The 22,425-nt window shown below is 67.7% G+C and carries 25 protein-coding genes and 1 pseudogene; 24 read left to right on the top strand and 2 right to left on the bottom strand.

Annotation, left to right across the window (positions count from 1 at the left end):
* Positions 1-348: 348 nt before the first annotated feature.
* From KY49_RS02770 to groL, 11 genes and pseudogenes are all read left to right on the top strand, one after another.
* A complete protein-coding gene (locus KY49_RS02770) occupies positions 349-2,262 on the top strand; it encodes a beta strand repeat-containing protein (protein WP_042583278.1) in 1,914 nt (637 codons plus the stop codon).
* Between the two features lie 324 nt (positions 2,263-2,586).
* Entirely contained in the window at positions 2,587-2,946 is a 360-nt protein-coding gene (locus KY49_RS02775) for a COG4315 family predicted lipoprotein (protein ID WP_042583279.1), read from the top strand.
* A 27-nt stretch (positions 2,947-2,973) separates the two neighbouring features.
* On the top strand, positions 2,974-3,489 hold the full coding sequence (locus KY49_RS02780; RefSeq protein WP_010099052.1) for a sigma-70 family RNA polymerase sigma factor: 516 nt from the start codon (positions 2,974-2,976) through the stop codon (positions 3,487-3,489).
* Positions 3,486-4,268 carry an anti-sigma factor family protein gene (locus tag KY49_RS02785; protein ID WP_080422031.1) on the top strand — a complete coding sequence of 261 codons (783 nt, stop codon included), beginning with the start codon at positions 3,486-3,488 and terminating at the stop codon, positions 4,266-4,268. The genes KY49_RS02780 and KY49_RS02785 overlap by 4 nt, the downstream gene beginning before the upstream one ends.
* A gap of 31 nt (positions 4,269-4,299) precedes the next feature.
* Positions 4,300-4,722, top strand: coding sequence for a quinol oxidase (locus KY49_RS02790; protein WP_042583281.1), 423 nt, complete (start codon positions 4,300-4,302; stop codon positions 4,720-4,722).
* A 41-nt stretch (positions 4,723-4,763) separates the two neighbouring features.
* Positions 4,764-5,354, top strand: coding sequence for a LolA family protein (locus tag KY49_RS02795; RefSeq protein WP_442854602.1), 591 nt, complete (start codon positions 4,764-4,766; stop codon positions 5,352-5,354).
* A 15-nt stretch (positions 5,355-5,369) separates the two neighbouring features.
* Positions 5,370-5,918, top strand: coding sequence for an SRPBCC family protein (locus KY49_RS02800; protein ID WP_042583283.1), 549 nt, complete (start codon positions 5,370-5,372; stop codon positions 5,916-5,918).
* Between the two features lie 334 nt (positions 5,919-6,252).
* Entirely contained in the window at positions 6,253-6,393 is a 141-nt protein-coding gene (locus KY49_RS36810; protein ID WP_010099042.1) for a hypothetical protein, read from the top strand.
* 170 nt (positions 6,394-6,563) lie between these two features.
* Positions 6,564-6,724 (top strand): annotated as a pseudogene (locus KY49_RS35020) (flagellar transcriptional regulator FlhD); the annotation flags it as partial.
* 414 nt (positions 6,725-7,138) lie between these two features.
* Positions 7,139-7,432: a co-chaperone GroES gene (gene groES / locus KY49_RS02810; protein WP_004186661.1), complete on the top strand. Its 294-nt coding sequence runs from the start codon at positions 7,139-7,141 to the stop codon at positions 7,430-7,432.
* Positions 7,433-7,478: 46 nt separating this feature from the next.
* On the top strand, positions 7,479-9,119 hold the full coding sequence (gene groL / locus KY49_RS02815; RefSeq protein WP_042583284.1) for a chaperonin GroEL: 1,641 nt from the start codon (positions 7,479-7,481) through the stop codon (positions 9,117-9,119).
* A gap of 140 nt (positions 9,120-9,259) precedes the next feature.
* Here the strand turns inward: groL and KY49_RS02820 are convergent, their stop codons facing one another.
* Entirely contained in the window at positions 9,260-10,126 is an 867-nt protein-coding gene (locus KY49_RS02820) for a hydroxymethylpyrimidine/phosphomethylpyrimidine kinase (RefSeq protein ID WP_010099003.1), read from the bottom strand.
* A 218-nt stretch (positions 10,127-10,344) separates the two neighbouring features.
* Here KY49_RS02820 and KY49_RS02825 point away from each other — a divergent pair, with 218 nt between their 5' ends.
* From KY49_RS02825 to KY49_RS02860, 8 genes are all read left to right on the top strand, one after another.
* Positions 10,345-10,515, top strand: a complete 171-nt coding sequence (locus tag KY49_RS02825) for a rubredoxin (RefSeq protein WP_004186709.1) — start codon at positions 10,345-10,347, stop codon at positions 10,513-10,515.
* A 105-nt stretch (positions 10,516-10,620) separates the two neighbouring features.
* Positions 10,621-11,928 carry a hypothetical protein gene (locus KY49_RS02830; RefSeq protein ID WP_042583285.1) on the top strand — a complete coding sequence of 436 codons (1,308 nt, stop codon included), beginning with the start codon at positions 10,621-10,623 and terminating at the stop codon, positions 11,926-11,928.
* 168 nt (positions 11,929-12,096) lie between these two features.
* Positions 12,097-12,675, top strand: a complete 579-nt coding sequence (locus KY49_RS02835; RefSeq protein WP_010091563.1) for a YqgE/AlgH family protein — start codon at positions 12,097-12,099, stop codon at positions 12,673-12,675.
* A complete protein-coding gene (ruvX, locus tag KY49_RS02840; RefSeq protein ID WP_042583286.1) occupies positions 12,672-13,121 on the top strand; it encodes a Holliday junction resolvase RuvX in 450 nt (149 codons plus the stop codon). The genes KY49_RS02835 and ruvX overlap by 4 nt, the downstream gene beginning before the upstream one ends.
* Entirely contained in the window at positions 13,108-13,623 is a 516-nt protein-coding gene (gene pyrR / locus KY49_RS02845) for a bifunctional pyr operon transcriptional regulator/uracil phosphoribosyltransferase PyrR (protein WP_042583287.1), read from the top strand. Before ruvX ends, pyrR begins: the two co-directional genes overlap by 14 nt.
* 73 nt (positions 13,624-13,696) lie before the next feature.
* Positions 13,697-14,728 (top strand): aspartate carbamoyltransferase catalytic subunit, encoded by a 1,032-nt coding sequence (locus tag KY49_RS02850; protein ID WP_042583288.1) that lies wholly within the window; start codon positions 13,697-13,699, stop codon positions 14,726-14,728.
* A 51-nt stretch (positions 14,729-14,779) separates the two neighbouring features.
* A complete protein-coding gene (locus KY49_RS02855; RefSeq protein WP_010091568.1) occupies positions 14,780-16,054 on the top strand; it encodes a dihydroorotase in 1,275 nt (424 codons plus the stop codon).
* Positions 16,055-16,071: 17 nt separating this feature from the next.
* The gene (locus tag KY49_RS02860) at positions 16,072-16,929 is read left to right on the top strand and encodes a lysophospholipid acyltransferase family protein (protein WP_042583289.1); all 858 of its coding nucleotides are present in this window, start codon (positions 16,072-16,074) and stop codon (positions 16,927-16,929) included.
* Positions 16,930-16,981: 52 nt separating this feature from the next.
* On the opposite strand, the gene KY49_RS02865 is transcribed toward KY49_RS02860, so the two are convergent.
* Positions 16,982-17,818, bottom strand: a complete 837-nt coding sequence (locus KY49_RS02865) for a symmetrical bis(5'-nucleosyl)-tetraphosphatase (RefSeq protein ID WP_042583290.1) — start codon at positions 17,816-17,818, stop codon at positions 16,982-16,984.
* Between the two features lie 335 nt (positions 17,819-18,153).
* Between KY49_RS02865 and rfbB the strand changes: the two genes are divergently transcribed.
* The 5 genes from rfbB (at position 18,154) to KY49_RS02890 (ending at position 22,226) form a co-directional block, all read left to right on the top strand.
* Positions 18,154-19,215 (top strand): dTDP-glucose 4,6-dehydratase, encoded by a 1,062-nt coding sequence (gene rfbB, locus KY49_RS02870; protein ID WP_042583291.1) that lies wholly within the window; start codon positions 18,154-18,156, stop codon positions 19,213-19,215.
* A gap of 11 nt (positions 19,216-19,226) precedes the next feature.
* Positions 19,227-20,120, top strand: coding sequence for a glucose-1-phosphate thymidylyltransferase RfbA (gene rfbA / locus KY49_RS02875; protein WP_042583292.1), 894 nt, complete (start codon positions 19,227-19,229; stop codon positions 20,118-20,120).
* Entirely contained in the window at positions 20,105-20,656 is a 552-nt protein-coding gene (gene rfbC, locus KY49_RS02880) for a dTDP-4-dehydrorhamnose 3,5-epimerase (RefSeq protein ID WP_042583293.1), read from the top strand. Before rfbA ends, rfbC begins: the two co-directional genes overlap by 16 nt.
* A complete protein-coding gene (gene rfbD / locus KY49_RS02885; protein WP_042583294.1) occupies positions 20,653-21,549 on the top strand; it encodes a dTDP-4-dehydrorhamnose reductase in 897 nt (298 codons plus the stop codon). The genes rfbC and rfbD overlap by 4 nt, the downstream gene beginning before the upstream one ends.
* A gap of 80 nt (positions 21,550-21,629) precedes the next feature.
* On the top strand, positions 21,630-22,226 hold the full coding sequence (locus tag KY49_RS02890; RefSeq protein ID WP_042583295.1) for a hypothetical protein: 597 nt from the start codon (positions 21,630-21,632) through the stop codon (positions 22,224-22,226).
* Positions 22,227-22,425: the final 199 nt, after the last annotated feature.

The raw sequence follows: 22,425 nt of genomic DNA on the forward strand, positions 1-22,425 counted from the left end.
GGTACGAGGTGCGCTTTTTAAATGCATTTTCATAATTGCGGAATGGGCGATGGCCAGTCAATCGGATTGACATGCCGACGTCATGAAATGCATGTTCCGGATACGCTCGGAATGTACCGGAACACGTTACCCTGAGCTTCGCAAACGTTACGTTACATCCGCGTCCGTGGTGCCCGTTTCTTCATATCATTAATCGGGGTGCGCTGAATTTTCCTTAATGAAATCAATTGGCGCGGCGCTATTTCAATGCAATAGACGAGAAATGAAAACCTGATTTTCCCGATGGCATGCTTCGTGCAGTCCGTCCCGGTGCTTCATCAACGTAGTGCCAACCGAGACGAGGTTACGATGGGAAGAAACTTTAAATTGACGGGTGCGGCGCTGTCGGTAGCGACGGTGTTCGGGGTGTTGGCATCGGGGTCCGCGGCGGCCGGGTCGCTCGATGTGCTGTCGATTCCGCAGGTGATCGTCAATCCGCCGTCGAACGGCATGTCGGCGAGCATCACCGCGGCGGGTGCGACGCCGCTGGGATCGCTCAGCGTGACCGCGTCCGGGTCGGGCGCCATCCAGACGTCGCTCGGCGATCCGGCCGGCGCACTGGCCGGTGCGGCGAATACCGTGACGGGCGCGCTCGGTGGCAGCGGCGGCACGATGAATCCGCTGGCGCCGGTGCAAGGGGCAGTGAATCAGGTCGTGGGCACGCTGGGGAGCAACAATCCGGCTGGTGCGTTGAGCGGCGCGGTCGGCACGGTCACGGGCGCACTGGGCAACGTCGGCGGTGGATCGAACCTGCTGGCGCCGGTGCAAGGCGCGGTGAATCAGGTCGTAAGCACGCTGGGCAGCAACAATCCGGCGGGCGCACTGAGCGGCGCGTTGAATACAGCGACGGGCGCACTGGGCAGCGTCGGCGGCGGTTCTAACCCGCTGGCGCCGGTGCAGGGCGCAGTGAACCAGGCCGTCGGCACACTCGGCAGCGGCAACCCGGCCGGTGCGCTCGGCAACGCGGTGAACACGATCACCGGCGCGCTGGGCAATGTCGGCGGCGGCACGAACCCGCTCGCGCCGGTGCAGGGCGCGGTGACGCAGTTGGCCGGCACGCTCGGCGGCAATGATCCGGCAGCCGCGCTGGGCAACGCCGTGCACTCGCTGACCGGCGCGCTCGGCAACCTCGGCGGGTCCAATCCGCTGGCGCCGGTGCAAGGCGCGGTGACGCAGGTCGTCAACACGCTGTCCGGCGCGGGCGGCGGCAGCCCGATCGCGCCGATCACGAACCTCGTCAACGGGTTGCAGAACGCGCTACCGACCGGCGGCAATCCGGCCGGCGCGCTGAGCGGGGCGCTCGGTTCGGTAACGGGCGCACTCGGCAATCTCGGCGGCTCGAACCCGCTCGCGCCGGTGCAAGGCGCGGTGAGCCAGGTCGCGGGCGCGTTAGGCAGCGGCAACCCGGCCGGCGCGCTGAGCAACGCCGCGAGCACGGCAACAGCCGCACTCGGCAACGCGGTGAATTCGCTGACCGGCGCGCTGGGCAATCTGGGCGGCGGCGCCAATCCGCTGGCGCCGGTCCAGGGTGCGCTGAATCAGGTCGTGAGCACGCTCGGCGGCGGTAATCCTTCCGGCGCGCTGACGGGCGCATTGGGCAGCCTCGGCGGTGGCGCGAACCCGCTGGCGCCAGTTCAGGGTGTGTTGAATCAGGCTGTGGGCACCCTCGGCGGCACGAACCCGCTGGCCCCGGTCCAGGGCGCAGTAACCCAAGTGGTGAACACGCTGACCGGCGCGGCCGGCGGCAGCCCGATCGCGCCGGTCACGAATCTCGTGAACGGTCTGACGGGCGGCGGCAATCCTTCCGGCGCGCTGACCGGTGCGCTCGGCACGGCGACGGGCGCGTTGGGCAACGCGGGCGCACCGCTGTCGCAAGCGGCCGGCGCGCTGACGGGGGCACTCGCGAACGGCCCGGCGGCACTGTCGCAGGCGGGCGGCGCGCTCGCCGGCGCGGCCGGTTCGACGGCGGCGGCGGGCGGTGGCCTGATGGGCGCGGGCGCAGGTGCGGCCGGCAGCACGGCGGGTGCGATCGGCTCGGCGCTGACGACCGGCGCGACCGCGACGGCCACGGTCGTCAACTCGGCCGGCGCCGCAGTGGGCACGGCGCTCGGCTTGACGCCGAGCGTGTCGGTCACGCCGCACTCGGGCGGCGGCTCGGCGAACAACCCGCTGGCGCCGGTGTCGTCGCTGCTGACGACGCTGACGGGCGCACTGCCGAGATAGCACAGCGGAGACCCCGGGCAGCGGCGTGCATCGCCGTTGCCCGCTGGCGGTCAAGCGAGGCGGCACGACAGCGATGTCATGCCGCCTTTTCCATTCGACCCCGTTCGCGCACCCCCGCGAACCCGGCCGTCGCTCGCCGCTTCCACACATTTGTCGGGTCGCGACGGAATAATTGGCCGCGCTCGTCCGTTTATCTACCGAGTCACGGCGCGGCCGCGCGGCGGGATAATTTCCGCGATGGCGTCGATTCTCCGGTTTCGCGCCGGCCGCGTCCGCGCCCGGCGGCGCCGTGCGCGTCGCTATGCCATGCGAAGGAGAGCGGGAATGAAACGGATGCTGCTCGTCGCCGCGTTGACGATCGGGGCGGCGATGCCCGCCGCCGCGGAGCTGCCGCAGGTCAGCGGCGGGAAGCTGGTCGACGAAGACCGGATGACGCTGTACACGTTCGATCGCGACGCGCCGGGCAAGAGCCAGTGCGATAGCGCATGCGCGGCCAGCTGGCCGCCGGCGCTCGCCGATGCCTATGACAAGGCGTCGGGCGCATGGAGTCTCGTCAAGCGCGACGACGGCAAGATGCAATGGGCGTACAAGGGACACCCGCTGTACCGGTGGAAGATGGACGGCAAGCCGGGCGACGCGGGCGGCGACGGGATGGGCGGCATGTGGCACGTTGCGCGGCCGTGACGGCGCGCCGCTGCGCGAGGCGTCCGGATGAGCTACGAATCGGACCTGCTGGTGTGGCTGCCGCGCCTGACGCGGTATGCACGCGCGCTGACGGGCGACCCGGCCTGGGCCGACGATCTCGTGCAGGACACGCTCGAACGCGCGCTGAACAAGCCGCCGCGCGTCGACGGCAACCTGTGCGCGTGGCTGCTGACGCTGCTGCGTCACCGTTTCATCGACCAGTTGCGCGCGCGGCGCGAGATCGCGGTGGATGACGCGACCGCGCCCTGGCAGACGATGGCCGCGCCCGCGGGCGAGATCAGCGGGCTGCTGCTGCGCGACGTGCAGCGCGCGCTGTACCGGCTGCCCGTCGAGCAGCGCGAGGTGCTGCTGCTGGTGGCGCTCGAGGAGCTGAGCTACCAAGAGGCCGCGCAGGTGCTGGCGGTGCCGGTGGGCACCGTGATGTCGCGGCTGGCGCGGGCGCGCGAGCACATGCGCGCGCTGTTGTCGGACGACGCGTCGGCGAGCCGGCACGCCGCGCTACGGGTGATCAGGAAGACATGATGGACGATTCGCGCAAGCCCTCGAACGAACACGACGCGGACGCGTCGGCCCGGCTGCTGTCCGCGCTGCTGGACGGCGAGCTGTCCGGGCCGGAGCGGAGCGAGGTGCTCGAACGCCTGCAGGCGAATCACGAGGATGCCGAACGATTCGCGCATTACCGTGCGCAGCGCGCTGCGCTGCAAGCGCTGTTCCCGCTGCCCGGTGCGGCGCCGGTGCTGTTCGTGCAGCGCCGAGCATCGTGGCGTCGCGCCGTCGCGGCCGGCCTCGGCGGGCTCGCGGCCGGGCTGCTGCTCGGCCTCGCGCTGCATGCCGAATGGACGACGTTCGGCGGGACGCCGGCGTTTGCCGCGCGCGCGGACGTCGCGTACGCGGTGTACGCGATCGATCGCCAGCACCCGGTCGAGATCGGCGCGAGCGAGCCCGAGCGGCTCGCGGCGTGGCTGTCGGAACGCGTCGGCCAGCCGGTGCGTGCGCCGTCGCTCGCCGAATACGGCTACACGCTGATCGGCGGGCGGCTGCTGCCCGGCGTATCGGGGCCGGCCGCGCAGTTCATGTACCAGCGCGCGGACGGCGAGCGCGTGACGCTGTACGCGACCGTCTTCAGCGGGCGCAGCGTGGCGCCGCGCGCGCTCGTCGCCGACGGCCGCCGCACCTACTTCTGGTCGGATCGCGGGATGGGCTATGCGCTGTCCGGCCGCGGCGACGAGCCGCGCCTGCGCGAGATCGCGATGGAAGCGTGCGGCGCGCTCGGCGGCTCGACCAACGCGTGGAAGGGATGACGAGCCGCGTAGCGCGGAAACGGAGGATGCGATGTGGCGAGCGGCCCGAATCATCTTGCTTGCGCTGGCGGCCGGCGCGGCCGGCATGGGCGCCGCGCGCGCCGCCGACGATGCGCCGGTGCGCGTGCCGGTCGACGCCGACGGCGTGCAGCGGGTCGCGATCGTCGGCGGCAGCTACTTCTTTCACCCGAGCCACGTGATCGTGAAGGCCCGCGTCCCGGTCGAGCTGACGGTGTCGAAGGAGGCCGGGCTGACGCCGCACAGCTTCGCGATCGACGCGCCGCAGGCCGGCATCGCGGTGCGCACCGAGTTGTCGACCACGCCGAGGACCTTCCGCTTCACGCCGACGCAGGCGGGCCGCTTCGCCTACTATTGCACGCATCGGCTGCTGTTCCTCAAGAGCCACCGCGACCGCGGCATGGAGGGCGTGCTGGAGGTCGAGGGGGCGCCGTGATTGCCGGATGGCTGGCCGCCGCCGCGTTGCTTGGAGCGAGCATGACCGCAGACCCCGTGACCGTCGCGCAGACGCATTTCGAGCAGGCGAGCTCGTACCGGGCGACGATCCGTGCGTGGCCGCGGCAGGGCGAGCACACCGAGGTCCGCTACGCGTACCGGAAGCCCGGCTACGTCCGGATGGATTTCGTTGCGCCGCATCATGGCGCGGTGCTGGTCTACGATCCGGTCAGCCGCAAGGTGCGGGTGCGGCCGTTCGGCGCGCATCTGCCGCCGGCGCTGTCGCTGGCGCCGACCAATCCGCTCGTGCGAGACCCGAGCGGCCACCGGGTCGACCAGTCCGATGTCGGCGAGCTGCTGCGCAACGTGCGCGCGCTGCAGGAAGGCGGCGTGACCGTGCTGCAGGGCGAGGAGCCGGTCGGCGGCCGGACCGCGCTGCGCGTCACCGTCACCGGCGCGCCCGCGCATGCGGTGGCGGGCGTGCATCGCTACCAGCTATGGCTCGACGCCGAGGACGGCTTTCCGCTGAAGGTGGTCAGCTTCGCGGACGGCGACGGCCGGCCGCTCGAGACCGTCACGCTCGACGATGTCGAGATCGACGTCGCGTTCCCCGATCATTTCTTCGATCCCTGATATGCCGGAGGCGGCATGGCTGAGTACCGGTTCTCGACGACGTGGCGGGTGGACGCGCCGTTGGCGGCGGTCTGGAACGCGATCTACCAGGTCGACGTGTGGCCGGACTGGTGGAAGGGGGCGGAGCGGACCGTCGAGGTCGAATGCGGCGACCCGCACGGCGTCGGCGCGCTGCACCGGTACACATGGAAGGGCGCGCTGCCGTACCGGCTGAGCTTCGACATGCGCGTGCTGCGCGTCGAGCCGATGCGCGTGCTCGAAGGCCGCGCGAGCGGCGCGGTCGAGGGCGACGGCCGCTGGTCGTTCGCCGGCGATGCCGAGCGCACGATCGTTCGCTACGACTGGCACATCCGCACGCACGTGCGCTGGATGAACTGGCTCGCGCCGCTGGCCCGTCCGCTGTTCAAATGGAATCACGACGTCGTGATGCGCGAAGGCGCGCGCGGGCTCGCGCAACTGCTCGGCGCCTGCGTCGAGGCGGACGGCCGGTCGTTCGCGCCGGTCGCCGGCGCGTGCCGCGCATGCTGTGCGGACCCGCAGGGCGGGCCGGCGGGCCGCGGCTGACGCGCGGGGCCGAAGGCGCCGCGCGGGCTGTCAGCGGCGCGCCGGCCCTGTCGGCGAATCCCTACACGACGGCCCGCGAAAATATGACGTGAAGATCAGCGTTCGATGATTTGAATCCCGCCCGCCGTTGCCGATACTTTCCTCACAACAAACGTATTCCGTTTTTCGTCCGACGTGATCGAACCTGCCCCCGACGCGGGTGCCGATATCCCCACAACGGACGCCTCCGTGCCCGGTTCAGCGATCGAACGCTGCATGAGGCTTGAGTGGCTGGCTTCCTTCTTGTCGAACCAGCAGCTTGACATCCGGTATTCAAAACCACATGGAGACCATCATGAGCCGCGCAGCCCAGGACCTGATCGAATTGCAACGCCTCGCCCAGAGCGGCGCCGGCGCGTTGACCGAGCACCTTTTACGCGAACTGGCGAAGAGCCTCATCGCCGAGGGCGTGTCGGACGTGCGCGGCGGATGCTGAACGCCGGGTATGTCCGGCGGTGCGCGTGACGGCGCGCCGCTGGAGCAAAGACGAACGGCGGGCCGGCGATGCGCGCCGGTCACACGCGGCGACCCCGCCCAACGGAGAGAGACGTGAACCATAACAACGAGACGCCGGATTCGATTCGGGACATCAACCTGTCTTATCTGATGCTCGCGCAACGCCTGCTGCGAGACGATCGCGAGGCGGGCATGTTCCGGCTCGGCCTGTCGGCGCCGCTCGCCGAGCTGCTGTCGACGCTGACGCTCGCGCAGACGACGCGGCTTGCGACCAGCTGCTGTGCGGCCTCCAGTTCGGCGATCACGCGATGCATTGAATGATCCGCATGCCGCGCGTCAGCACGGCCGGGCGCATCCGTGCGCGGATGCCGTCTCCATTGGGCGATGCAAACTTCAGATCAATCCCCTGGTCAGCGCGTTCGGACACCCGTGCTTACCCGGTGTCCGACAGGGGGCGGATCGCCGGCGAGTTGACGCGGAGGCGCCGCGGCGAGTCTGGGGTTTTGTTGTAAGTCGATGTTTTTAAATCATATTTGTGGTGCTTGGCGGTGCGCTTCGGGTCGTTCGAAAGCGCGCAAAAATCGCGCGTCCCCCCTTCTTGAATTTGTCAAAACCCGTCCATATAATTAGCACTCGCTGCACGAGAGTGCTAACAATTTTCTGCCGGGCGTCCCGCCGGGCAGATTCCCAAGCGTTCTTCAATCTCAGTCAAGAGAGGAGTGAATATGAACCTTCGTCCTTTGCACGATCGCGTGATCGTCAAGCGCCTCGATCAGGAAACCAAGACCGCCTCGGGCATCGTGATCCCCGACGCAGCCGCTGAGAAGCCGGATCAAGGCGAAGTCCTGGCCATCGGCCCGGGCAAGCGCGACGACAAGGGCGCGCCGATCGCGCTCGACGTGAAGGTCGGCGATCGCGTCCTGTTCGGCAAGTACGCTGGCCAGACCGTCAAGGTCGACGGCCAGGAACTGCTGGTGATGCGCGAAGAAGACATCATGGCCGTGGTCAACGCCAAGTAAGCGTCCACTTACGGTACATATTCCCAAGAATCCAAGGAGTTAGAAGATGGCAGCTAAAGACGTCGTATTCGGCGATTCCGCCCGCTCGAAGATGGTCGAAGGCGTGAACATTCTCGCCAACGCAGTGAAGGTCACGCTGGGTCCGAAGGGCCGCAACGTGGTGCTCGAGCGCAGCTTCGGCGGCCCGACGGTCACCAAGGACGGTGTGTCGGTCGCGAAGGAAATCGAGCTGAAGGACAAGCTCCAGAACATGGGCGCGCAAATGGTCAAGGAAGTCGCTTCCAAGACCAGCGACAACGCAGGCGACGGCACGACGACGGCAACCGTCCTCGCGCAATCGATCGTCCGCGAAGGCATGAAGTACGTCGCATCGGGCATGAACCCGATGGACCTGAAGCGCGGCATCGACAAGGCCGTCGCAGCGGCAGTCGAAGAGCTGAAGAAGATCAGCAAGCCGTGCACGACGAACAAGGAAATCGCGCAAGTCGGCTCGATTTCGGCGAACAGCGATTCGTCGATCGGCGATCGCATCGCTGAAGCGATGGACAAGGTCGGCAAGGAAGGCGTGATCACCGTCGAAGACGGCAAGTCGCTGGCCGACGAGCTGGACGTCGTCGAAGGCATGCAATTCGACCGCGGCTACCTGTCGCCGTACTTCATCAACAACCCGGACAAGCAAGTCGCCGTCCTCGAGAACCCGTTCGTGCTGCTGCACGACAAGAAGGTCTCGAACATCCGCGATCTGCTGCCGGTGCTCGAGCAAGTCGCGAAGGCAGGCCGTCCGCTGCTGATCATCGCTGAAGACGTCGAAGGCGAAGCGCTCGCAACGCTGGTCGTCAACAACATCCGCGGCATCCTGAAGACCGTTGCCGTCAAGGCGCCGGGCTTCGGCGACCGTCGCAAGGCGATGCTGGAAGACATCGCGATCCTGACCGGCGGTCAGGTCATCGCGGAAGAAACCGGCCTCACGCTCGAGAAGGCAACGCTGGCAGAACTGGGCCAGGCGAAGCGCATCGAAGTGGGCAAGGAAAACACGACGATCATCGACGGCGCAGGCGAAGCCGTGAACATCGAAGCGCGCGTCAAGCAGATCCGCACGCAGATCGAAGAAGCGACGTCGGACTACGACCGTGAGAAGCTGCAAGAGCGCGTGGCGAAGCTGGCCGGCGGTGTTGCGGTGATCAAGGTCGGCGCTGCGACCGAAGTCGAAATGAAGGAAAAGAAGGCACGTGTCGAAGACGCGCTGCACGCAACCCGCGCTGCCGTTGAAGAAGGCATCGTCCCGGGCGGCGGCGTCGCGCTGATCCGTGCACGCACCGCGATCGCAGGCCTGACCGGCGTGAACGCCGACCAGAACGCCGGCATCAAGATCGTGCTGCGCGCGATGGAAGAGCCGCTGCGCCAGATCGTCACGAACGGTGGCGAAGAAGCGAGCGTCGTGGTCGCAGCGGTTGCTGCAGGCAAGGGCAACTACGGCTACAACGCAGCTACGGGCGAGTACGTCGACATGGTCGAAGCCGGCGTCGTCGACCCGACCAAGGTCACGCGCACCGCACTGCAGAACGCGGCATCGGTCGCAGGCCTGCTGCTGACGACGGACGCAGCTGTCGCGGAACTGCCGAAGGAAGAAGCGCCGATGCCGGGCGGCATGCCGGGCGGCATGGGCGGCATGGGCATGGACATGTAATCGACTTCGGTCGATGTGTCCGGAACGCGCGGCGACGCGCGTTCCAGCCAAAAAAAGACCCGCAGCGATGCGGGTCTTTTTTTGTTTGCGCCGTTCGCCGCAGCGGGTGCGGCGGCGTCGATCGACGACTAATCGACGACTCAATGCCGATGAGTCGTCCTCGGCAGCGAGTCCGGCGTCATCGCGGGCGGCGATGCATCCTCGTCGTTGCTGCGCGCCCAGAAGAACCGGTCCGGCAGATACGCGCCCATGCCCGGCCGGAACGCGTCGCGCACGGCCTGGTACAGGTATTCCTGCGCCTCGCGCACCGCTTCGGGCGGTTCCTGCCCGTTCGCGAGCAGCGCCGCGATCGCCGCGCCGAGCGTATCGGTGAGGCCCATCAGCCGGTGCGGCGTGCGATCCCACATGTCTTCGCGGATCTGGCCTTCCTCGCCGTACAGCGTATTGACGAGCCGGTGCGAGCCGGCTTCGGACGCGAGGATGTACTCGCAGCCCTGCGACAGCAGATGCGCCAGCGCGGCGTCGAGATTCGGCGCTTCCGCGTCGCCGTCCGGCTGCGCGAGCGCGATCAGCGTCGCATGGTCGGCGACCAGCAGCGTCGTCTGCGGCGCAAGCAGGTCGGCAATCGATTCGCGCAGGTCGTCGGCGGCAAGCACGTGCTCGTCGTCGAGCGTGAAATCGGGCGCGAGCACGAGCGGCACGCCGTCATAGTCGGCGACTACCTCGGCGATCGCGCTCACGACTTCCGCGCGCGTGGTCGCGCCGATCTTGAACGCGGCGACCGGCATGTCCTCGAGCAGCATGCGCGCCTGCGCGGCGACGACGTCGGGATCGAGGCCCGTCACCTCGTCGCAGGCAGCCGAGTCGCGCACGGTGTAGCCCGTCAGGACGGACACGCCGTGACAGCCCATGCTCGCCAGGGTCATCAGATCGGCTTGGAGGCCGGAGCCGCCGGTGGGATCGGACAAGCCGAAGGTAAGGACGATCGGAGGGGCGTTGCTGGACATGGACAAATGGGGCAAGAAAAAACGGTCAAGCGGGGCGGGCTGCACCAGCGTGGTGAGCCCTTCGCAGCCATTATGCGGCGGAAAACCGGCACGCAGAACGGATTTTTTAGCGCGACGCAACGAAGGCGTGCGCCTGGAGCGCGATCGCTAGGCAGTCCGGCCCCGACACGGTACCATCATGGCTCTCGAATTTACCGACCTTCCCTACGCGGCTTAAGATGGAATACAAGAGCTGGATGTGCCTGATTTGTGGCTGGATTTACGACGAAGAAGCCGGGCTGCCCGAAGAGGGCATCGCCCCGGGCACGCGCTGGGAAGACGTCCCGATCAACTGGACGTGTCCGGAATGCGGCGCGCGCAAGGAAGACTTCGAGATGGTCCAGATCTGACCGGGCCGTCGCCCTCAGGACATTCCGCTCCGGCCTCGGTGCCGCCGGCGCTTTGGCGCCGCGGCAACGCGAGCAGCTTGCCCATGACCAGCGCGAGTGCCCTCGATGTCCGATCCGGCGGTAATCCCCGTTATTGATGCACTGCCCAACCCGCGTGGCGGGGCGGTGCGGGCGGCCGACGCGTGGCTTGCGGCGGCCGAGGCGGCGTTCGACCGCCGCGACGATGCAGCCGCGCCGTTGTCCGCGGCTGCGGCCGTGCTCGCCGAGGCCGGCTGGCTGCCCGCCGCCCGCTTCGCGGGCCAGCTGGCGCAGGCCGCCGCGCTCGTCGCCACCGAGCCGACTTCCGCCGGATGCCGGGCCGCGCTGCGCGATTTCCGGGCCGCGGTCGCGCGGCACAACCTGCGCGAGCTCGCCTGCTCGCCGATCCTGTTCGACCACTTCCGCAAGCTGCGCGCGCAGAGCGCGGCGGACCTGCGCGTGCAGGTGCCGTACGACACGCTCGCGCTCGCCGGCCGCGCGGTGCCGCCCGCCTCGCTGCGCGTGCTGCCCGCCGCAGCCGTCGTGCGCACGCGCGCACGCTACGAGCAGGCGCTGCTCGCCGCGCTGCGGGCGCACCAGGTGCCGCCCGACGCGGCGCTCGATGCGCTCGACGCCTGCATGACCGAACTCGCCGCCGACGCGCCCTATGACTTCTGGCGGCTCGCGGCCGCGTGCCTGCGCGCGCTGCGTGCAAGCGGCGCGGGCGAGTTGAAACGCTTCCTCGCGCGCACCAACCTGCTGCTCGGCGAGCATGCGCAGGGCCGCCGGTCGGCACCGCCCGACCTCGTGCGCGAGACGGTGGCGCTGCTGTGGCGCGATTTCGCGCTGTTCGGCGCGGCGGCCGAGGACGTCGCGCTCGTCGACGTGCTGCACGACTACGGATTGACGGTCGACTGGCACGTGGCGGGCACGCCGGCGTCCGAAGCGCTGTGGGAAGCCGACGCCGCGCGCGCCGAGCAGGACGCGATCGCGGCGGCGCCGACCCGCGAACTCGGCGTCGTGACCGTCAACGCGCATGCTTACGAGGATTTCCTGCAGACCGCCGACGCGTCGATGGCCGACCTCGCGGCCGATCCGGCGGCGGCCGACGCGAGCGTTGCATGGCGCGCGGCCGAAGCCGCGTACCGCGTGGGCGCGGCGGCCTGTGCGCTCGGCCTTGGCCACACGGCGCTGCTGGCCGACGCGCTCGGCCTCGCGTGGCGCCGCGCCGCGCATGGCGTGCCGGCGGCCGAAGGCGGCCTCGCGGCGCATCGGCACGCGTCGGACATGCTGCGCGCGGCGCTGCTCAAGATCGCGGCCGGCGTGGCGCCGCCGGACCTGAGCGCGGCCGGTGAAGCCCTCGGCGCCGCGCTCGGCCGCACCGGGCACGGATGATGCGTGACGCGGGCGCCCGTGCCGTGCGCCCGGCGACGCGCTGCCGCCGGCTCCCGTGTGCATGTTAGAGTGCCGTGTGATCCGTGCGCGCCGTTGCCAGCGCGGCGCGGCGTTGCTTGTTGATCGCGGCCGCCAACAGGCCGCGGTGTCTTTGCTAAAATCCAAACCATGTCAAAGCCTTCCGATCGCATCAACCTTACCAACCAGTTCCTGATCGCCATGCCGAACATGGCCGATCCGACGTTCTCGGGAACGGTGGTCTACCTTTGCGATCACAGCGAGCGCGGCGCGCTCGGCCTCGTCATCAATCGTCCGACCGACATCGACCTCGAATCCCTGTTCAACCGCATCGACCTGAAGCTCGAGATCGAGCCGCTCTTGCACATCCCCGTGTATTTCGGCGGGCCGGTGCAGACGGAGCGCGGCTTCGTGCTGCACGAGCCGGTCGAGGGCGCGAACTACAACTCGTCGATGTCCGTCGAGGGCGGGCTGGAGATGACGACGTCGAAGGACGTGCTCGAGGCGGTCGCGACGGGCACGGGCCCGAAGCGCTTCCTGTTGACGCTCGGCCATGCGGGCTGGGGCGCGGGGCAGCTCGAGGAGGAAATCTCCCGCAACGGCTGGCTGACCGTCGCCGCCGATCCGCGGATCGTGTTCGACACGCCGGCCGAGGAGCGCTTCGAGGCCGCGCTCGGCCTGCTCGGCGTCAGCTCGTCGATGCTGTCCGGCGAAGCAGGGCACGCATGAACGGCACGAGCGCGCGTGACGCGACGCTCATGGCGTTCGACTACGGCGAGAAACGCATCGGCGTCGCGATCGGCAATGCGCTGACGCGCTCGGCCCGCGCGCTCGTCGTGATTCCCAACCTGAACCGCGAGCACCGCTTCAAGGCGGTCGGCGACCTGCTGGCCGAATGGCGGCCGGACGCGCTCGTCGTCGGCCTGCCGATGCATCCGGACGGCACGCCGCACGACATGACGCAGCAGGCGAAGCGTTTCGGCAACCAGCTGAACGGCCGCTTCGGCCTGCCGGTGACCTGGGTCGACGAGCGCTATTCGTCGGTCGAGGCCGAGGCCGCGCTGCGCGCGCGGGACGTCCGCGGCCGCGTGCGCGCCGGGATGCTCGATGCCGAGGCCGCGCGCGTCATCCTTCAACAGTATCTCGACCAATTGTCCGACCATGAGCACCATTGACGCCGAGGCGCTATACCGCGTCCTGCTGGACCAGATCCGCGACGCGTACGGCGCGGCCTTCGCCGATGCGGGCGGCCCCCGGCTCGCCGGCATCCACAGCGGCGGCGCGTGGCTGGCCGAGCGGCTCGCGCGCGATCTCGGCGCGCCCGGCTTCGGCGTGGTGAACGTCGCGCTGCACCGCGACGACTACGCGAAGAAGGGGCTGCACAGCCAGGCGAGCCCGACCGCGCTGCCGTTCGACGTCGACGGCGCGCGCATCGTGCTCGTCGACGACGTGCTGTACACGGGGCGCACCGTCCGCGCGGCGCTCAACGAGCTGTTCGACTACGGCCGTCCGGCCGCGGTCGAGCTGGCGGTGCTGGCGGACCGCGGCGGCCGCGAGCTGCCGGTTGCCGCGCGGTTCGCCGGCGGCGCGATCGGCGTGCCGGCCGACGCGACCCTCGTGCTCGCGCGCGGCGACGCGGCGCGGTTCACGCTGCGCGTCGAGGCGCACGGCGGCTGAGCGCCCCGAACCAGGATCCCGGGCCGCCGGTTCGCGCCGCGGCCCGTTTGCATACGTTGGACTCACGCACATCATGACCACCGACACGACTGGCCGCACCGGCAACCCCGCTGCGGCCGCGAGCCCCGAGCGATTCCGCTACGGCTTTCTGAAGGGCAACCCGCAGCTCACGAAAAACGGCGAGCTGAAGCACCTGCTGTCGATCGAAGGGCTGCCGCGCTCGATCGTCACGCACATCCTCGATACCGCCGAGCAGTTCGTCAGCGTGACGGATCGCGAAGTGAAGAAGGTGCCGCTGTTGCGCGGCAAGTCCGTGTTCAACCTGTTCTTCGAGAACTCGACGCGCACCCGCACGACCTTCGAGATCGCCGCGACGCGCCTGTCGGCCGACGTGCTGAACCTGAACATCAACGCGTCGTCGACGAGCAAGGGCGAGTCGCTGCTCGACACGATCAACAATCTGTCGGCGATGCATGCGGACCTGTTCGTCGTGCGTCATGCGTCGAGCGGCGCGCCGTACCTGATCGCCGAGCACTGCGCGCCGCACGTGCACGTGATCAACGCCGGCGACGGCCGCCACGCGCACCCGACGCAGGGCCTGCTCGACATGTACACGATCCGCCACTACAAGCGCGACTTCACGAAGCTGCGCGTGGCGATCGTCGGCGACATCCTGCACTCGCGCGTCGCGCGCTCGGACATCCACGCGCTGACCACGCTCGGCGTGCCGGAAGTGCGCGCGATCGGCCCGCGCACGCTGCTGCCGGGCGGGCTCGAGCAGATGGGCGTGCGCGTGTTCCACAACCTCGACGAGGGGCTCAGGGACGTCGACGTGATCATCATGCTGCGCCTCCAGAACGAGCGGATGAGCGGCGCGCTGCTGCCGTCCGCGCAGGAGTACTTCAAGACCTGGGGCCTGACGCCCGAGCGCCTCGCGCTCGCAGCGCCCGACGCGATCGTGATGCACCCCGGCCCGATGAACCGCGGCGTCGAGATCGACTCGCAGGTCGCGGACGGCCCGCAGTCGGTGATCCTCAATCAGGTCACGTTCGGCATCGCCGTGCGGATGGCGGTGATGGGCATCGTCGCCGGCAACAACGACTGAGCCCGCGCGTCGCGCACCCTTACACGCATTCAACGCATTCACAGACAGCGCATGAAGATTCATATCAAAGGCGGCACGCTGATCGACCCGGTCGCCGGTACCGAACGGCAGGCCGACGTGTTCGTCGCGGCCGGCAAGATCGCCTCGGTCGGCACGGCGCCGGCCGATTTCAACGCCGCGAAGACGATCGACGCAACCGGCATGATCGTCGCGCCCGGCCTCGTCGACCTGTGCGCGCGGCTGCGCGAGCCCGGCTACGAGCACAAGGCGACGCTCCAGTCCGAGATGGCCGCCGCCGTCGCGGGCGGCGTGACGAGCCTCGTGTGCCCGCCGGACACCGACCCCGTGCTCGACGAGCCGGGCCTCGTCGAGATGCTGAAATTCCGCGCGAGCAACCTGCGCCAGGCGAACGTCTATCCGCTCGGCGCGCTGACGGTCGGCCTCAAGGGCGAAGTGATCACCGAGATGGTCGCGCTGACCGAATCGGGCTGCGTCGGCTTCACGCACGCGAACGTGCCGGTGCGCGACACGCAGGTGCTGCTGCGCGCGCTGCAATACGCGAGCACCTACGGCTTCACTACGTGGCTGCGCCCGCTCGACGCGTTCATCGGCCGCGGCGGCGTCGCGGCAAGCGGCCCGCTCGCGTCGCGGCTCGGGCTGTCCGGCGTGCCGGTCGCGGCCGAGACGATCGCGCTGCACACGATCTTCGAGCTGATGCGCGTGACGGGCGCGCGCGTGCACCTCGCGCGGCTGTCGTCGGCAGCCGGCCTCGCGCTCGTGCGCGCGGCGAAGGCCGAAGGCTTGCCGGTGACGTGTGACGTCAGCGCGAATCACCTGCACCTGATCGACGTCGACATCGGCTATTTCGATTCGCAGTTCCGCCTCGATCCGCCGCTGCGCAGCGAACGCGACCGCGAGGCGATCCGCGCGGCGCTGGCCGACGGCACGATCGACGCGATCTGCTCCGACCATACGCCCGTCGACGACGACGAGAAGCTGCTGCCGTTCGGCGAGGCGACGCCCGGCGCGACCGGCCTCGAACTGCTGCTGTCGCTGACGGTGAAGTGGGCCGACGAGACGGGCACGCCGCTCGCGCAGGCGCTCAGGCGCATCACGTCCGCGCCTGCCGACGTGCTGAAGCTGCCGGCCGGCCGCGTGACCGAAGGCGGCGCGGCCGACCTGTGCGTGTTCGATCCGCGCGCGCACTGGCGCGTCGAGCCGCGCGGGCTGAAGAGCCAGGGCCACAACTCGCCGTTCCTCGGCTACGAACTGCCGGCCCGCGTGCGTGCGACGCTCGTCGCCGGGCAGATTGCGTTCGAGAACTGAATCGCCGGACTCGCGCCATGACAGCCCTTCGCAAGTTGCGCCTCGTCTTCCACCTGCTGCGCGGCATGGCGATCGTCGCGCTGCGCTTTCCGCGCCTCGCGCCCGCGCAACGCGTCGAGATGACCCGGCGCTGGTCCGTCAAGCTGCTGCGGATCTGCGGGATGCGTCTCGTGGTCCACAACGACGGCGCGCGCCTCGATTCGAGCGCGCTCGTCGTCGGCAACCACATTTCGTGGCTCGACATCTACGCGATCAACGCGTGGCGGCCGACGCCGTTCGTGTCGAAGGCGGAGGTGCGCCAGTGGCCGGTTGTCGGCTGGCTCGCGGCGCAGCTCGACACCGTGTTCCTGCAGCGCGAGAAGCGCACCGAGGCGATGCGGATCATGCACGAGATGGCCGAGCGCCTGCGCAACGGCGGGTTGATGTGCGTGTTTCCTGAAGGGACGACCTCCGACGGGCAGGGGCTGCTGCCGTTCCATGCGAACCTGTTCCAGGCCGCGGTGTCCGCCGGCTGCGCGGTGCAGCCGGTCTGCCTGATGTACGAGGATGCGAAGGGGCGCCAGTCGGTCGCGCCGGCGTACATCGGCGAGCTGTCGCTCGGCAAGTCGCTCGACATGGTGCTGAACGGCGGCCCGCTCGTCGCGCACCTGTACGTGTGCGATCCGATCGAGCCGGGCGGCGACCGGCGCGCGACGTCCGCGGCTGCGCGGGATGCGATCGCGGCGGCGCTCGACACGCTGCAGGCCGGCGTCGGCCGGCCCACGGCCGGTGCGCTCGAGCAGCTTGCCCGGGATGCCTACCCGGCGACCGAAGTCGGCGCCGGCGCGGCCGCCGACGGCGCGGCCGACGAGCCGGTGCCGGGCCGCGAAGGCTAGGGGCGGCGCGGGCTCGCTGTCCGCTTGCACGGGCGCCGTTGCGCCCGTGCGCTTACTCTCCCGGCGTGCGGCACGCCTCGCATTGCACCTGCGTGACCGTGCGTCCGGCCGGATCGGCCGTCAGGCGCACGGCTGACAGCTGATTTCCCCATACGCACCCCGAATCGAGCGCGATGACGTTGTCGCGCAGCATCAGGCCGAGCGCGGCCCAATGTCCAAACACGACCGTCACGTCTTCGGTGCGGCGGCCGGGCACGTCGAACCACGGCAGGTAGCCGGGCGGCGCGCTGGCGGGGCCGCCGCTCGTGCGGAACTCCATCGCGCCGTCCGGCGTGCAGAAGCGGATGCGCGTGAACGCGTTGAACGCGACGCGCATCCGGTCGCGTTTTTTCAGGTTCGGATGCCATTGGTTCGGATCGTTGCCGTACAGGTGCGAGAGCGTGTCGCGCCAGTCCGGCGCGCGCAGCGCGCGCTGCAGTTCGTCGGCGAGTTCCAGCGCGAGCGTGACGTCCCATTGCGGCAGGACGCCCGCGTGGACGAGCAGCATCCCGTGCTCGAAATGCGCGAACGGGCGATGGCGGACCCATTCCAGCAAGGCCTCGGCGTCGGGCGCGTCGAGGATCTCGCCGATCGTGTCGCCGGGGCGCTCGGTGCGGATGCCGGCCGAGACGGCGAGCAGGTGGAGGTCGTGGTTGCCTAGGACGACGGTGGCGCGGGGGCCGAGGTCGACGAGTTCACGGAGCGCCGCGAGAGACGCGGGACCGCGGTTGACGACGTCGCCGGCAATCCAGAACGGGGTGTCGGGTGGGGCGGCGAGCTTTTCCGTCAGCGAGAGGAAAGCCGAATGGCAGCCTTGGATGTCGCCGATGGCGATGGGGGGAGGGGGCATGGGGGTGGGTGGTTGCGAAGCTGGGCGGTTTGGTAGAAAAGAGAACTCTACAACGGGCGGGCAATCTTCATACCACTTCAACCATTTGATCTGACAGAATTTTTCCCGATGATGCAGGGCCGGAGCGTTGTATCAAGTTGTTAGCGGCATGGCTCTTGCTTTGCACGATTTCCTATAATTATCGTTTTCCTCGCAAAAAATTAGCATTTCGTGACTTTGTCGATCATGGCGACCGGTTAAAATCCGGGCCTGATGTGGCCCGGGCATTGCCACTTGCGATATGCCATGCGGCAAGCGCCCGGCTGGGCGTACCGCACATTTCTAGAGGGAGTCTCATGATCCTGGTTACGGGCGGTGCGGGTTTTATCGGCGCCAATTTCGTTCTCGACTGGCTGCACCACAGCGACGAACCCGTGCTCAACGTCGACAAGCTGACCTATGCGGGCAATCTGCGCACGCTGCAGTCGCTGGATGGTAATCCGAAGCACGTGTTCGCGCGCGTCGACATTTGCGACCGCGCTGCGCTCGATGCGCTGTTTGCAGAGCACGCGCCGCGCGCCGTCGTGCACTTCGCCGCCGAAAGCCATGTCGACCGCTCGATCCACGGCCCCGCCGATTTCGTGCAGACGAATGTCGTCGGCACGTTTACGCTGCTCGAAGCGGCGCGCGCGCATTGGAACGGCCTGAGCGACGCCGACAAGGCCGGGTTCCGCTTCCTGCACGTGTCGACCGACGAGGTATTCGGGTCGCTGTCCGCGGCCGATCCGCAATTCTCCGAAACGACGCCGTACGCGCCGAACAGCCCGTACTCCGCGACGAAGGCCGGCTCCGATCATCTCGTGCGCGCCTATCACCATACGTACGGCTTGCCGACGCTGACCACGAACTGCTCGAACAACTACGGCCCATATCAGTTTCCCGAGAAGCTGATTCCGCTGATGATTGCGAACGCGCTCGCGGGCAAGCCGCTGCCGATCTATGGCGACGGCCAGAACGTGCGTGACTGGCTGTACGTCGGAGATCACTGCAGCGCGATCCGCGAGGTGCTCGCGCGCGGCGTACCGGGCGAGACGTATAACGTCGGCGGCTGGAACGAGAAGAAGAACCTCGACGTCGTGCATACGCTGTGCGACCTGCTCGACGATGCGCGGCCGAAGGCGACGGGCTCGTATCGCGACCAGATTACCTACGTGAAGGATCGTCCCGGTCACGACCGCCGCTACGCGATCGACGCGCGCAAGCTCGAGCGCGAACTGGGCTGGAAGCCGGCGGAGACGTTCGAGACGGGGCTGGCGAAGACCGTGAGCTGGTATCTCGACAATCAGGCGTGGGTGGACGACGTCGTGTCGGGCGAATATCGCAAGTGGGTCGAGACGAATTACGCGCAACGTACTTGAGGGCATGGTCGATGGCACGTAAAGGCATCATTCTCGCGGGCGGCTCCGGCACGCGACTTTATCCAATCACGCATGTCGTATCGAAGCAGCTCCTGCCCGTATACGACAAGCCGATGATCTACTATCCGCTGTCCACGCTGATGGTGGCGGGGATTCGCGACGTACTCATCATTTCGACGCCGCAGGATACGCCGCGCTTCGAGGCGATGCTCGGCGACGGCAGCCAGTGGGGGATGAACATCCGTTACGCGGTGCAGCCGTCGCCGGACGGGCTCGCGCAGGCGTTCATCATCGGCAGGGATTTCGTCGGCAACGATCCGTCGGCGCTGATTCTCGGCGACAACATCTTCTACGGGCACGATCTCGCGAAGCAACTGGAGCGTGCGAACGCAAAGGAGTCGGGCGCTACGGTGTTCGCTTATCACGTGCAGGATCCCGAGCGTTACGGCGTCGTCGAATTCGACAAGGAATTTCGCGCGCTGTCGATCGAGGAGAAGCCGGCCGTGCCGCGCTCGAACTATGCGGTGACCGGCCTGTACTTCTACGACAACCGGGTGTGCGACATCGCCGCCGACATCAAGCCGTCCGCGCGCGGCGAGCTCGAGATCACCGACGTGAATTCGCGCTATCTCGCCGACTCCAAGCTCGACGTCGAGATCATGGGGCGCGGCTATGCATGGCTCGATACCGGTACGCATGATTCGCTGATCGATGCGGCGACGTTCATCGCTACGTTGCAGAAGCGGCAAGGGCTCGTCGTTGCATGCCCCGAAGAGATCGCCTATCGCAGGCGGTGGATTGATGCGGATCAGTTGCGCAAGCTTGCCGTGCCGCTGGCAAAGAACAGCTACGGGCGCTATCTCGAACACATTCTTTCGGATCAGGTCGCATGGCAATCCAAGTAACCGCGACGGCGCTGCCGGAAGTCAAGATCATCGAACCGAAGGTGTTCGGTGACGCGCGTGGGTATTTCTACGAGAGTTTCAACGCGCGTGAGTTTGCGGAGCAGGTTGCTCCGGGCGTCGAGTTCGTGCAGGACAATCACTCGCGGTCGGCGAGAGGTGTGCTGCGCGGGTTGCACTACCAGATCCGGCACGCGCAGGGCAAGCTCGTGCGTGTGGTGGAGGGTGAAGTATTCGACGTCGCGGTCGACATTCGCAAGAGTTCGCCGAATTTTGGCAAGTGGGTCGGTGTCGCGCTGTCGGCCGAGAACCATCGGCAGGTGTGGGTTCCTCCCGGTTTCGCGCACGGCTTCGTCGTGCTGTCCGAAGCTGCGCAGTTCCTGTACAAGACGAACGACTACTGGTATCCCGAGCACGAGCGCTGCATCGTGTGGAACGATCCGGAGATTGGGATCGATTGGCCGGTCGATGTGGAACCGTTGCTGGCTGCCAAAGATGCCGCAGGCGCACGATTAAGCGAAGCTGAGGTCTACGCTTGAGACAGGATACAAGCCGCGAGTCGACGATTCTCGTGACGGGTGTAACCGGCCAGGTCGGTTTCGAATTGTTGCGGACGCTCCAGGGACTCGGCCGCGTGGTGCCGTGCGACCGGTCGACGCTCGATCTTTACGATCTCGATCGTGTGCGTGCTTTCGTGCGGGACCTGAAGCCGTCCCTGATCGTGAATCCGGCCGCCTATACGGCGGTGGACAAGGCGGAGACCGAAGTCGAGTTGGCGCGTCGCGTGAATGTCGACGTGCCGCGCGTATTCGCGGAAGAAGCGGCGCGCAGCGGTGGCACGCTGATTCACTACTCGACCGATTATGTGTTCGACGGTACGAAAACAGACCCGTACGCGGAAACCGATGCGCCGAATCCACTGAACGTTTATGGCGCAACGAAGCTAGAAGGCGAGCGGGCAATCGCGGCGACGGGATGCGCACACCTGATCTTGCGGACGAGCTGGGTGTACGGCCGGCGCGGCAGGAATTTCCTGCTGACGATGCTGAAGCTTGGTGCCGAGCGCCCGGAATTGCGAGTCGTCGCGGATCAGATCGGCGCGCCGACCTGGGCCAAGACGATTGCCGCCGCGACATCGCACATCGTCGCGCAGAGCGCGGCGGCGAGCGATGCCGACTGGTGGGCGCGTCGTTCCGGCGTCCACCATTTGTCGGCGGCCGGCGCCACATCCTGGCACGGTTTTGCCGAAGCGATACTGGAGATCGCGATGGGGGCGCATGCGCCGAAGGTCGTGCCGATCGCGTCGATCGACTATCCGATGCCGGCGAAGCGGCCGGCCAACTCGAGAATGGCGCTGGGCAAGCTGGGCGAGGTGTTCGGCTTGCGGATGCCGGCTTGGGATGATGCGCTTCGACTTTGTCTGGATGAATAGCTTGAGCGACACGTTGCGAGCCGCCGCTTTCGGTCTCGCCGTGGTAAGCGAAGGGGGGCAACACCTGCGCGGCGCGGGCAATGGGGCTGGCGGAAGTCCTGCTTGCGTCCGGCAAAACACATGACCGGGCATTGTTGGATCAAGCCAAAAGACGACTCGAATCGTTCGCGTTCTTCGGCATCACGAAGCGGATGCGCGACTCCATGAGTCTTTTGGCGCACGCGCGCGGGTTTTTCCCGAATTTTTCCGTTCCCAGGTTGAATGCGTCGTCCAATCGATCGGGAGCGGCCGAATTGTCGGCGGGAGAGCTTGACGCGATTCATAAGCTGATCGTGCTGGACCGGGAGCTGTATGTTTGGGCCTGCCAATTGTTAGAGGAGCGCATTGGTGAGATGTTGCGTTCGCTATTGAGGGGGCGCTATCAGCAGTCGGAAATGCTGATCAAGAGGTCCTGGCATGAGCCAATTGCGGAGCAGGCGAAGGCGGACATCGAGCTGACGATGCTGCGTGCGCCGTCGCAGGCGGTCACGAATAAGCCGTTCTCAGTCGAGATCGGATTGTGCAACCGGTCCCGTACCTCCCGTACCAAATTGCCAATCGTATGCCGAATCCGGTGCCTGTCTCGTATCACTGGCTCAACGGAGAGGGGGCGCAGGTCACGGTGCGAACGCACCTGACTCCGTGCGTCTTTGATGCAGGGCGAGGAGCAGGATGTGCAGGTATCCGTAGTAGCACCGTCGGTCGCAGGGCGTTACGTTCTGCGAGTGACCTTGGTGCAGGAAGGCGTCGCTTGACAGGATGGCGGCGTTTCCGGGGCATTCGGTGATGTCGAACTCACCGTCAAGTAATGTCCAGCCGTCGAGAGTCCGTGGATTG

It is taken from the genome of Burkholderia sp. MSHR3999 (assembly GCF_000833595.1).
Taxonomy (GTDB): Bacteria; Pseudomonadota; Gammaproteobacteria; order Burkholderiales; family Burkholderiaceae; genus Burkholderia; species Burkholderia ubonensis.

What these genes read in the sequence shown, in the direction of transcription:
- KY49_RS02790 (WP_042583281.1), top strand. Translation starts at nt 4,300, where the DNA reads ATGTGGCGAGCGGCCCGAATCATCTTGCTTGCGCTGGCGGCCGGCGCG.
- KY49_RS02825 (WP_004186709.1), top strand. Translation starts at nt 10,345, where the DNA reads ATGGAATACAAGAGCTGGATGTGCCTGATTTGTGGCTGGATTTACGAC.
- rfbC (WP_042583293.1), top strand. Translation starts at nt 20,105, where the DNA reads ATGGCAATCCAAGTAACCGCGACGGCGCTGCCGGAAGTCAAGATCATC.
- KY49_RS02795 (WP_442854602.1), top strand. Translation starts at nt 4,764, where the DNA reads ATGACCGCAGACCCCGTGACCGTCGCGCAGACGCATTTCGAGCAGGCG.
- KY49_RS02800 (WP_042583283.1), top strand. Translation starts at nt 5,370, where the DNA reads ATGGCTGAGTACCGGTTCTCGACGACGTGGCGGGTGGACGCGCCGTTG.
- KY49_RS36810 (WP_010099042.1), top strand. Translation starts at nt 6,253, where the DNA reads ATGAGCCGCGCAGCCCAGGACCTGATCGAATTGCAACGCCTCGCCCAG.
- KY49_RS02785 (WP_080422031.1), top strand. Translation starts at nt 3,486, where the DNA reads ATGATGGACGATTCGCGCAAGCCCTCGAACGAACACGACGCGGACGCG.
- rfbB (WP_042583291.1), top strand. Translation starts at nt 18,154, where the DNA reads ATGATCCTGGTTACGGGCGGTGCGGGTTTTATCGGCGCCAATTTCGTT.
- KY49_RS02890 (WP_042583295.1), top strand. Translation starts at nt 21,630, where the DNA reads ATGGGGCTGGCGGAAGTCCTGCTTGCGTCCGGCAAAACACATGACCGG.
- KY49_RS02820 (WP_010099003.1), bottom strand. Translation starts at nt 10,126, where the DNA reads ATGTCCAGCAACGCCCCTCCGATCGTCCTTACCTTCGGCTTGTCCGAT.
- KY49_RS02850 (WP_042583288.1), top strand. Translation starts at nt 13,697, where the DNA reads ATGACCACCGACACGACTGGCCGCACCGGCAACCCCGCTGCGGCCGCG.
- KY49_RS02830 (WP_042583285.1), top strand. Translation starts at nt 10,621, where the DNA reads ATGTCCGATCCGGCGGTAATCCCCGTTATTGATGCACTGCCCAACCCG.
- ruvX (WP_042583286.1), top strand. Translation starts at nt 12,672, where the DNA reads ATGAACGGCACGAGCGCGCGTGACGCGACGCTCATGGCGTTCGACTAC.
- groL (WP_042583284.1), top strand. Translation starts at nt 7,479, where the DNA reads ATGGCAGCTAAAGACGTCGTATTCGGCGATTCCGCCCGCTCGAAGATG.
- pyrR (WP_042583287.1), top strand. Translation starts at nt 13,108, where the DNA reads ATGAGCACCATTGACGCCGAGGCGCTATACCGCGTCCTGCTGGACCAG.
- groES (WP_004186661.1), top strand. Translation starts at nt 7,139, where the DNA reads ATGAACCTTCGTCCTTTGCACGATCGCGTGATCGTCAAGCGCCTCGAT.
- KY49_RS02775 (WP_042583279.1), top strand. Translation starts at nt 2,587, where the DNA reads ATGAAACGGATGCTGCTCGTCGCCGCGTTGACGATCGGGGCGGCGATG.
- KY49_RS02835 (WP_010091563.1), top strand. Translation starts at nt 12,097, where the DNA reads ATGTCAAAGCCTTCCGATCGCATCAACCTTACCAACCAGTTCCTGATC.
- KY49_RS02855 (WP_010091568.1), top strand. Translation starts at nt 14,780, where the DNA reads ATGAAGATTCATATCAAAGGCGGCACGCTGATCGACCCGGTCGCCGGT.
- KY49_RS02770 (WP_042583278.1), top strand. Translation starts at nt 349, where the DNA reads ATGGGAAGAAACTTTAAATTGACGGGTGCGGCGCTGTCGGTAGCGACG.
- KY49_RS02865 (WP_042583290.1), bottom strand. Translation starts at nt 17,818, where the DNA reads ATGCCCCCTCCCCCCATCGCCATCGGCGACATCCAAGGCTGCCATTCG.
- KY49_RS02780 (WP_010099052.1), top strand. Translation starts at nt 2,974, where the DNA reads ATGAGCTACGAATCGGACCTGCTGGTGTGGCTGCCGCGCCTGACGCGG.
- KY49_RS02860 (WP_042583289.1), top strand. Translation starts at nt 16,072, where the DNA reads ATGACAGCCCTTCGCAAGTTGCGCCTCGTCTTCCACCTGCTGCGCGGC.
- rfbA (WP_042583292.1), top strand. Translation starts at nt 19,227, where the DNA reads ATGGCACGTAAAGGCATCATTCTCGCGGGCGGCTCCGGCACGCGACTT.